A 9,297-nucleotide genomic window follows, 5' to 3' on the forward strand; every position below is an offset into this window, starting at 1 on the left:
TATAACATTTCGCAATAAGAGTTAGTTGTTAAATTTTTGCTGCTATACGCAAAATTAATTATTTTGTGACTTGCTGCTTAATTAAGCAGTTTGTGAAACAGTAGGGCTCCTAGCAGGAGTTGGTGATGGAGTAAAGATGGTTGCGAAGTTATTTAATCTATTGTTTTTTAAAGGGGGGTTATATTTACCGCTTTAGGTTTAACAGTAGTACTCTTTGGTGATAGCGCTGTGTTACAATCGGATGATAATGCAGTGTAAGGACGTAATTTGAATAACTTCAAACCAATCAAACAGATAAAGGCATCTGATGAAGTTTTTAATCAGCTTAGAGAAGCTATTTTCTCAGGGCGTTTTTCTGCGGGTGATAAACTGCCTTCAGAGCGTGAGTTGATCGAGACATTTGCCGTGAGTCGCACCGTTGTTAGAGAAGCGATAAAATCATTAGAGGCACGCGGGCTTGTGGTGATTAAACAAGGGGCTACTGGCGGTGCTTTTGTAAAAGAAATGACATTTGAACGGTTGAGCTCTGATTGTAATGATTTGTTTTTTTTAGGAAAAATGTCATTCAATGAAATCTGCCAAGCGCGTTTACATATTGAACCCATTGTTGCTGGTCTTGCGGCAAAACACTGTACTCCTGAGCATGCTAAATTATTGCTCGAGGCGAATGATAATGAGAGTTTAACGCTGCAATATCCTCAAACCATTAAATTAAGAAGCCAGGTTCATTATCTGTTAGCTGATATGTGTAATAACCGCTTTTTAACGGCTATTGATAAATCACTGATTCAGTTGGTGGGCTCTATTACCAGTAAGTTTCAACCCGACACAGATAAAATTCACCCAGCGGGAATGCATAACTCAATTATCGATGCCGTTATCGCTGGTGATGAAAAGGCGGCTGAAAAAGCGATGAGAGAGCATTTGCTCACATTTTTAACTTTGCTTGAAAATATTGAAGCTGAATTTAGAGAAAACCAATAAGTATAACTGCTTAGTGGTAATGTTAATTGAGTTTTGCACAGCTGCCCGTTGAGGGGTATTTAGTTGATGTTCATTACTCCAATGACGCCACAATTTCGCGGAAAAAGGCGATGGTTTCGTGTTTTGAATTTAACGCATCAAGAAAGCCTAAATCGGCGCTGTTTTTTACAATCACCACATTGTGTTGTTGGTTTACGTAAATGTATTGCCCGTATACGCCAACACAAAAGAACTCGCCTTGCTGTGCTTGTGGCGGTAACCAAATTTGGTAGCCGTAACCTAACTTATCGGCTTGTGGTTTAAGGTATTCGGCTTGTGGCGTGGTGGCGGCTTTTATCCATTGTGCAGAGACGATTTGCTTGCCGTTAAACTCACCATTATTAAGCAATAAGCGGCCAAAGCGGGCATAGTCGCGAGTGGTTACATTTAAGCCACCTAAAGCAAACTCAGCACCTTGGGAATCGGTGAGCCAAAATGCATCGCTTTCCATGCCGATGGTATTCCACAGATTTTGTTGAATGAGTTCAACTAACGATTGTCCGCTTACACGCCTGAGGATCATGCTAATCACATGGGTGTCCATGCTGACATAATGAAAGACTTTGCCTGGGGGTGACTCATTAACCAACTCACTGGTCATGTGATCTAACGAGCCGCCGATAGCGAGGACCCGGCCCATTTTGTTTATGTCTGAGTAAAAATCCAGGTAGTCTTCGTTCCACTTAACTCCTGATGACATTTGTAACACGTGCTTAATTTTGACATTGCCATAACCGGAGTTAGCAAGTTCTGGCAAGTAAAAGCCGACGGTTTTTTCAATGTCTATGTTGCCAGCATCGACTTGCATACCAAACAAGATAGACACAAATGATTTGGCCATTGACCATGAGATACGTTGGTCGTCACTTTGGGTGCCTAGATAATATTGCTCAAAGGTGATTTTGTTGTCTTTGAGTACCAGTAATGCGGTAGTAGCCCTGCGAGTGAGAAATGATTCGGTACTGGTGGTGTTATTTCTATAATTAAAGGAGCTTGGTAAGGGAGTTGGGTTTGTTGCAAATGGAGATGGTTGGCCCTGCGCAACGATTTTTTTGTTGAAAAACACATCCTTCATATGAGAAAAGTTATTCACGATGAGTGCTTCGTCAAACAGGCTAATGACGCTGTATAAGCGGTTAGCGCTTTGCCAATTGAGCGCTACAACAATCACTGTAATAGTGACTATCGCTAATACCGTCCCCTTAATGTATTTTGACAACGTCGACATGAATTCCTCCTAATTGCTTTATAGTAACCTAAAGCTATCGTGACTATAAATCAAACAGTTATCGCGTTTAACCTTGTAGTAGCTCCAAAGCGGTTCACATTTATGATCGCCGCTATTGAGCATCGTGCTGCTATTGCCTACAATAACGCACGTTTTATTAATTACAGAATATCACTATGAACGACACGACTGCTAAACCTGCTTTACCTGATCGCTTAAGCGTTAATCCACGCAGCAAGCACCATATTGCCGAGATTTTTGAATTTGATATTGGCATTAAAGTAAATGGTAAAGAGCGCTTTGATGTTGAAGAATATTGCATCAGTGAAGGTTGGGTTAAAGTGCCTGCGGGTAAAGCATTAGACCGTCGCGGCCAACCGCTTACAATGACGGTTAAAGGTACGATTGAAGCGTTTTATAAGTAAGCGCTTTAGGTGTTAACAAACAAGGCTAGCCAGATGGGTTAGCCTTTTTTATTGTTTTGATTTATTTAGGTTTTGCTTGATGTTTGTGCGATAAGCTTTATCCGTAAACAATCCCTGCCAGTGTTATTCACCTTTAAAAGCCTAAGGGCTGCCATCATGACTTTCATTCATGTTCAATGGCTGTAGAATCCGCGCCGTGTTTTAGCTGCTTATTTGTGTATTTATGATGATTGATTTGGCATTACTGCCTTTATATTTAACGACTGTTGTGGCGTTACTGTTAATTCCTGGCCCGGATATGTTGCTGATTGCCAGTTCGAGTTTAAGCTATGGCCGCAAAGTGGGTGTTTATGCCAGCTTTGGTAATGCAACCTCTGGCCTTATTTTAACCTTGCTTGCTGCTATGGGCGTGTCGGCGTTGGTGGCCATGAACCCAATGGCATTAGAGTTATTGCGAGTTTTAGGTGGTGCTTACTTACTTAAAATGGCGTGGGATTGTATCCGCAGTGATTCGGTTGATGCGCCTGAAATTGCTGCGCAACATAACCTGGCAAAACTGTTGTATCGCCGTGCGGTAATGAGCAATTTACTGAACCCGAAAGCGTTGATCTTTTTCGTGTTGTTTTTACCGCAATTTGTGTCAACTCAATTGAGTGCCAGCTCTGGTGAGCAAATGTTAGCGTTAGGCTTATTGCTCAATGTAATGGGTTTAGCGTTTAACTTATTGCTGGTGGCCTTGGTGGGGATTTTGGGTAAACCATTATTAAACAGTGAAAAATTTCGTGCTTATCAAAATAAATTTATGGGGTTGGTGTTTTTTACCTTAGCGATTTGGATATTGGCCTCGCAAGTGCAAAGTTAAATGTTGAGGCGAGCAATACATAAAAACCACGGCTAATAACCGTGGTTTTTTTGTTTGCAGCAATACAGGTTAATGTTTTGCTTGCTTAATCGCTGCGATTTCTTTTTCAACGGCTGCAACGACCTCTTGCGGTTTTTTGAGGTATTTGGAGTGGTCGATAAAAATGGCGTTATCGTTAACTGTCATTATCAGTGCTGGAAAGCTGGTTGTGCCAATCACTTGTTGAATTTCTGCTATGCCTTCTAAAATGTTTTCTGCGTCGGTAGTTAATTCGTCTCTAAACACTTTATTGTTTGGCGATAATTTGAACTGTTCTACAATGGCATTAAAGTCGTGTTTGTTGCTAAATGGGTTGCCTTCAACAAAATGTGCCGTTTGTAATGCATTGAGTAATGGCAATTGTTTGTTAGCTTGTTTGTCTTGCATCCAGGCTAATAGGTTAGCCGTTTTTATTGAGTTTTTAGGGCTATTTGCATAGCGAGTATGCTCACGGCCAAATTTGACTCCACTGGCCTTTGCCGCTGCTTGTATTTGTTCTTCGCCTGCGCTGTCGCTGCCAATGTAATGTGCGCAATGTAATAAGTGCACTGTCATATTTGGGTAAGCATTCTGCAATGCGTTGACTAATGGCGTAGTGGCGTAGCTCCAAGGGCAGTGCGAGTCAAAGATAAAGTAAAGCTCAGTGGTCATGGTGTTGATTCTTGTTGGCGTGTAGATGTAGCGATCCTAATGAGTTTAATGCCAACATTCAATCATTGGCGATAAGTCGTTTATATCGTTAATGCTTGTGGGTCGGGGGCGCGCATTCTGTCCCACCAGTCTTTGTCGGCAACTATTTGGCCTTGGTCATCAATGGTTGGGTAGGGGATTTGCTTGCGACGACACGCTTTGGCATAAACCGGATGGCCTTGTTCAAACAGCATTTTTTGGCAATAGGCATAATCAAGCTTACGGGTGCCGTACATATTAGCTTGTTCGCGTTGCCGCTGGGCTTCGTACATCACTAAAGCTGAAGCTACCGAAACATTGAGCGATTGCACCATACCGCGCATAGGGATAATAATGTGTTTATCTGCTGCAGCAATGGCTTCATCACTCACGCCATCACGCTCATTACCCATCACAATCACGGTAGGCTGGGTGTAGTCTATGTCGCGAAAATCAACCGCGGTGTCTGAAAACGTGGTGGTGAGTATTTGCATGTTTTGCGCTTTAAAGGCTTGATGCGCCTCTGCAAAAGTATAATGCTTAATCGTACTCACCCATTGTTGGCTGCCTGAGGCGGTATTACCCGATACTCGCATTTCGATGTCGGGCCATACCGCATGAATTTGATGAATGCCGACACAATCAGCCGAACGAATCACCGCGGCGATGTTGTTGGTCATGTGTACTTTATCAAGACAGATAGTGAGGTCGACTTGGCGGTTATCAAGCATTTGGTTTATGCGGGCAAAACGTTCTGGGCTCATGGCGTAACTCGTTGTATTTGTTCAATCACACTTAGGCTGTGCATTATGTTGAGCGGCATTATAACGCATAAATAGGCTTAGTTTGGCAATGATATGTGTATGGGTGTATAAGAAGTTTGTTTTTAATGGTGTCAGGTGTTTTCGACAGAAGGAGGGGAGTGTTGAGTGGTATAGCCAGTGAGATTACAATCAATTTACCCTCGTTAATTCATCGTATTGGTGGCGAAAAAACCAAACAAGCCAAAGCGATTGCGCAGCAATACCAGTGTGGCCTTAAACGTGTTCGTCGTTCTCGTCATTGGGTGTTAGGGGGTGAGGCTATGAGCATTCAGGCTTTTGTGGTGTGTTTGCAAGCGTTAAATGATGATGGTTTACTCTATTTAACTAAAAAAATTCAGACAGCATTGAGTCATCACAGCGATAAGTTAGAGCCGCTCGATGCCAAATTGTTGCGGTTAATTAATCAAAACCCAGGGATCACTTTAGGGGAGCTGATGCAAGCGACGCAATGCACGCAGGCGCAAGCGCGTATTGCGCGTTTTATGCCGACGTGTAGTCATTTTTTGTCAGCGCTTGGTGGTTTTATGTCAACAATAAGGTAAGCCTAAACTGAGCCGTTAAAGTATTTATCTGAGTCGATTAAAGAAATGCTTTACAATATTTAAAACTCATGTAATATCATCTTCGCTCTGACATTCAGAGTTATTAATGAACATCAAGTAAAAGAAAAGCCTTAGAATCTCTGCGTTTTCGTTGTTATCCTCTGTGTTTCCCTTAGCTTCATCGTGCCATTCAATAATTCAAACTTGAGCGCATCGCATTTTCGCGACAGATTGATTAATTTAAATTTATAAGGGACACAACATGTCTAAAACTACTGGTTTAGTAAAATGGTTTAACGAAGATAAAGGTTTTGGTTTTATCACTCCTGATAACGGCGGCGCTGACGTGTTCGTTCACTTCCGTTCAATCACTTCAGAAGGTTTCAAAACTTTAGCTGAAGGCCAAAAAGTATCTTTCGAAGTTGAGCAAGGCCAAAAAGGCCCACAAGCTGCTAACGTAGTAGCTATGTAAGACTTACTTTGTAAGATAGCGCAAATAGTCTAGCGACTGTTTGCGCTTTTTTTTGCCTGTATTTTGGCTTGTTTCTTTTTGACAAATATTGATGCCAATATGGTTTTTATTGGTCTACTCTGCATATCGGGTTGCAATAGAAAAGGCCAATCGTGTTAAAGATGGCCTCTGTTCTATTAACTTACACCAATCAGCACAAGAATGTGATCATTAAATCGCTTTTAACTGCGTTAGAAATGTTGAAGGTAGAACAACTCGCTCGCTGCAATTTCTGGCTTTTTCTAAACGGTTGTTTCTACGCAATCTCTGATCACTTATTTATCCTGATTGGTTTTATTAATTAGTATTGTATTCGACAGCACCTATATCGATTACTTTTGAACCATTATTATCACCATCGATTGGTCTTGGTAAACCATAAAAATCGTTGATTAGTGAAGAGGCAATACCAGCATCTATCACTGGGGAGTTACTTAATGGATAACCTGTTGCATCTAATAATGGGTCTGCGGTTATTGTGCCTACTTCCACTTCGATATCAAATAGGTTTTCATACAAAGTTGCAATGTCATAGAGCACATTGTTGGCCAGGGTAATGTTAGTCTCTTCACTGAGCTGATAGTAAAAGCCGGTATAGTCAGTATTACTAATGAATAGCCTAGATTGTGAAACAATATTGTTATTTGCTTCGATAATATAAGTTAGCTCTTGTGTATCACCATAGCTTAGTTTGAGTGCTGTACCCAAACCTAACAAGGTATTATTATTCATTTCGATCTCGACTTTAGAGGTGGCTTCAATAAAGTTACATCCAAAATATAAATTTGGGTTTGATACTAAATTTCCCAAGTAAATATTATTGATAATATGCAGTTGCGACGATCCTGCCTCGTAGGAAATCGATTGTATCGATGGGCAGTGGTAACTGTCTTTTGTGTAGCTATTGGCATACCCTGCATTAAGTGATGAGCCAATTAGCTTGTTTTGTTGGAAATAGAGCTCGCCTGCATTAGTGATGTGAGCAGCTGTTAAATGAACATTTGTTGCATCAAATGTATTGTTGGAAATATTGCCGCCGCTTTTATCAACATAGATAAAATGGTTTGCTAAGGTAAAATTAGCGATTGAACTTTGCTTCCCGATTTTTATGCTTGGATCAAAAGGCGCTGCGCTTTGACTACCAAAGTCATGATAAAGATATGATTTTTTGTTATCTCCTGTAAGTATGATTTGTTTCTCTGATAAATCTAACTTACCAAGATAGATCCCTGCCGGTACCATTACACTTGCCCCATCAATGGCAGAGTCAATTTGCTGTTGAATACTTTGGCTGGATTTACCAATGATTACTGGAAATTGTGCTTGTCCGATAATACTGTCTTGAGTGGTTTCACTTTTAACGTTAAACCCCAGTTTGCCTTGCCCTTGGCTTAGACCTGCTATCGACATCTTCACCATGTAGTGAGTTTGATTGTTATTAAAAATTAACTCATTGTTAAATAAACAGTTGTACCATTCATTAGTGATTTCACTGTAACATTGTGCTGTGTTAATGCTGGTAAAGCTTGGCACATCCAGTGAAACACGTACACCTTCTACTCTGTCTGTGCTGGGTTCTTGCTGAGTAAATGAAAACTCGACTTCTTCAGTTGAGTTTTCAAGCATCATTGAATAAATGGTATCTTTATCGTCAACAAGTTGATAAGTCACATCAATTGGACGTCGACTTATTTGTATTGATGCGGTGTTGTTTGCTAATTCTGTGTCATGCCCTGAGAATTGAATTGACGCGGTAATGGTACTGTTTACTTCGGCAATAATTTGTTTATCTGCCTCTAGGTGGACTTCTTGTCTTAGGGTTTGTCCCGGTTGTATTCCATCAAAATGACAACTTAAGCTCAAGCCGTTTACGGCTACCTGACAAAAGTTGCTGTTTTCATAATAACCTGAATTAAACGTCGTTGGGAGTTCGGTTGTATAAATCACATCAAATTCTGCGCTCATGGCAGAGTTAATGTTGCTGTTAATCAAAGCTGTGGCAACGATGTCTTGGCCATAATGACTCGTTTCATGTTGAACCGTGACACTGATATCTGCAATACGAGGTTTAATTGTAGCGTTTTTAGGGTGGCCGTAGTGTAAATACTCTTCTAAATTGCTGTAGCCGTCATTGTCTAAATCAAATGAAGCATCATTGGGATTGGTTGGATTTAATCCGAATGCTAACTCCCAATTGTTGGTTAAACCATCGTTATCATCATCTTCAAATGACAATAGCATGCTGTCTGTAAGGTATTCGGATAGAAAAATATAGTGTTGGTTATCACTTTCTGGGTTGAGATGTATATCGTAAAAACTAAAGTTAGACGTAAGGCCATCGCGAGTTTCGGTATAATACTTGATTGTTAGGTTTGCTTTGTCTTGATTGTTGCCTGTTATAAGTAATTGTCCCGCTTCTTTTAGTGTAGGGACCATACTCTTTAATTGAAATGGTGTGATTGTACTAATCGTCCATAGACCGGCACTTGAATCATATATTTTACCTCTAACAGTAAAACCATTATTTGAACTACAGAGTACGGATTTACTACCTGTACGGTAATGCGAGAAGTTAGAAAATAATAGTTGTTCTTCACTTTGTGTGTCAGTAAATAGCAAGTTATAAATCGATTCGACTTTAGGGCAAATAGTGCTGTGTTCGATGTTTTGTGCTGTTCCTGCCAGAGTGCCGCTGCCTAGATTATTAGTAAATTGTACATTTTCAAAAAAAATAGTGCTGTCGATGAGCACGCCATCAGTAGAAAATTTATTTGCTCTGACCGTCGCATTTCCATTCGTTGTCATGCCATCTTGGGTGCAGTTATTAAACGTAATAACTTTCTCATTAGCATTCTTGCCATCAGAAATGCTGAGTTTTCCTCCTTCAGCACAATTAGAGCCTAACTGCCCCTCCTCATCGTTAAAGCTCGGTAATAACTCGGGAGTAAACATAGCAATGTATTCGAAAACGATACCCAGTGATTCAGAATTAATTGCTGCAGGTGTGGTTTTTCCTGTATAGCGTTTTTCGATGTTAACTAAGTCAGCTAGTCAGGGCGGGATCATACTTTGTTAACAGTAGGGAACTTTTTCGTATCGGCATGATCTGATCAGGCATGTTAATCTACTGAACCTAATCCATGTCCTTATTTGAACACTTGAAACTTATCGAAG

General features: G+C 40.6%; 9 protein-coding genes. 5 read left to right on the plus strand and 4 right to left on the minus strand.

The window, feature by feature from the left end:
* Positions 1 to 267: 267 nt before the first annotated feature.
* A complete protein-coding gene (locus IEW93_RS19180; RefSeq protein WP_188740845.1) occupies positions 268 to 984 on the plus strand; it encodes a FadR/GntR family transcriptional regulator in 717 nt (238 codons plus the stop codon).
* 73 nt (positions 985 to 1,057) lie between these two features.
* Here the strand turns inward: IEW93_RS19180 and IEW93_RS19185 are convergent, their stop codons facing one another.
* Entirely contained in the window at positions 1,058 to 2,251 is a 1,194-nt protein-coding gene (locus IEW93_RS19185; protein WP_188740846.1) for a serine hydrolase domain-containing protein, read from the minus strand.
* A 176-nt stretch (positions 2,252 to 2,427) separates the two neighbouring features.
* On the opposite strand from IEW93_RS19185, the gene IEW93_RS19190 reads away from it, so the two are divergent.
* The gene (locus IEW93_RS19190) at positions 2,428 to 2,676 is read left to right on the plus strand and encodes a DUF3297 family protein (protein ID WP_188740847.1); all 249 of its coding nucleotides are present in this window, start codon (positions 2,428 to 2,430) and stop codon (positions 2,674 to 2,676) included.
* 226 nt (positions 2,677 to 2,902) lie between these two features.
* The gene (locus tag IEW93_RS19195) at positions 2,903 to 3,538 is read left to right on the plus strand and encodes a LysE family translocator (protein ID WP_188740854.1); all 636 of its coding nucleotides are present in this window, start codon (positions 2,903 to 2,905) and stop codon (positions 3,536 to 3,538) included.
* 69 nt (positions 3,539 to 3,607) lie between these two features.
* On the opposite strand, the gene IEW93_RS19200 is transcribed toward IEW93_RS19195, so the two are convergent.
* Both IEW93_RS19200 and trmH read right to left on the minus strand, forming a co-directional pair.
* The gene (locus IEW93_RS19200; protein ID WP_188740848.1) at positions 3,608 to 4,228 is read right to left on the minus strand and encodes a protein-disulfide isomerase; all 621 of its coding nucleotides are present in this window, start codon (positions 4,226 to 4,228) and stop codon (positions 3,608 to 3,610) included.
* Between the two features lie 80 nt (positions 4,229 to 4,308).
* On the minus strand, positions 4,309 to 5,010 hold the full coding sequence (trmH, locus tag IEW93_RS19205; RefSeq protein WP_188740849.1) for a tRNA (guanosine(18)-2'-O)-methyltransferase TrmH: 702 nt from the start codon (positions 5,008 to 5,010) through the stop codon (positions 4,309 to 4,311).
* A 170-nt stretch (positions 5,011 to 5,180) separates the two neighbouring features.
* On the opposite strand from trmH, the gene IEW93_RS19210 reads away from it, so the two are divergent.
* Together IEW93_RS19210 and cspE are read left to right on the plus strand one after the other, a co-directional pair.
* Positions 5,181 to 5,612 (plus strand): ribosome recycling factor family protein, encoded by a 432-nt coding sequence (locus tag IEW93_RS19210; RefSeq protein ID WP_188740855.1) that lies wholly within the window; start codon positions 5,181 to 5,183, stop codon positions 5,610 to 5,612.
* Between the two features lie 262 nt (positions 5,613 to 5,874).
* The gene (gene cspE, locus IEW93_RS19215; protein ID WP_188740850.1) at positions 5,875 to 6,084 is read left to right on the plus strand and encodes a transcription antiterminator/RNA stability regulator CspE; all 210 of its coding nucleotides are present in this window, start codon (positions 5,875 to 5,877) and stop codon (positions 6,082 to 6,084) included.
* 336 nt (positions 6,085 to 6,420) lie between these two features.
* Here cspE and IEW93_RS19220 read toward each other — a convergent pair whose 3' ends face one another.
* Positions 6,421 to 9,075, minus strand: coding sequence for a thrombospondin type 3 repeat-containing protein (locus IEW93_RS19220; protein ID WP_188740851.1), 2,655 nt, complete (start codon positions 9,073 to 9,075; stop codon positions 6,421 to 6,423).
* Positions 9,076 to 9,297: the final 222 nt, after the last annotated feature.

Source organism: Shewanella inventionis (genome assembly GCF_014641855.1).
GTDB classification, from domain to species: domain Bacteria; phylum Pseudomonadota; class Gammaproteobacteria; order Enterobacterales; family Shewanellaceae; genus Shewanella; species Shewanella inventionis.

Coding starts and splice junctions, on each gene's coding strand:
- trmH (WP_188740849.1), bottom strand. CDS start 5,010: ATGAGCCCAGAACGTTTTGCCCGCATAAACCAAATGCTTGATAACCGC.
- cspE (WP_188740850.1), top strand. CDS start 5,875: ATGTCTAAAACTACTGGTTTAGTAAAATGGTTTAACGAAGATAAAGGT.
- IEW93_RS19195 (WP_188740854.1), top strand. CDS start 2,903: ATGATTGATTTGGCATTACTGCCTTTATATTTAACGACTGTTGTGGCG.
- IEW93_RS19220 (WP_188740851.1), bottom strand. CDS start 9,075: ATGTTTACTCCCGAGTTATTACCGAGCTTTAACGATGAGGAGGGGCAG.
- IEW93_RS19190 (WP_188740847.1), top strand. CDS start 2,428: ATGAACGACACGACTGCTAAACCTGCTTTACCTGATCGCTTAAGCGTT.
- IEW93_RS19200 (WP_188740848.1), bottom strand. CDS start 4,228: ATGACCACTGAGCTTTACTTTATCTTTGACTCGCACTGCCCTTGGAGC.
- IEW93_RS19185 (WP_188740846.1), bottom strand. CDS start 2,251: ATGTCGACGTTGTCAAAATACATTAAGGGGACGGTATTAGCGATAGTC.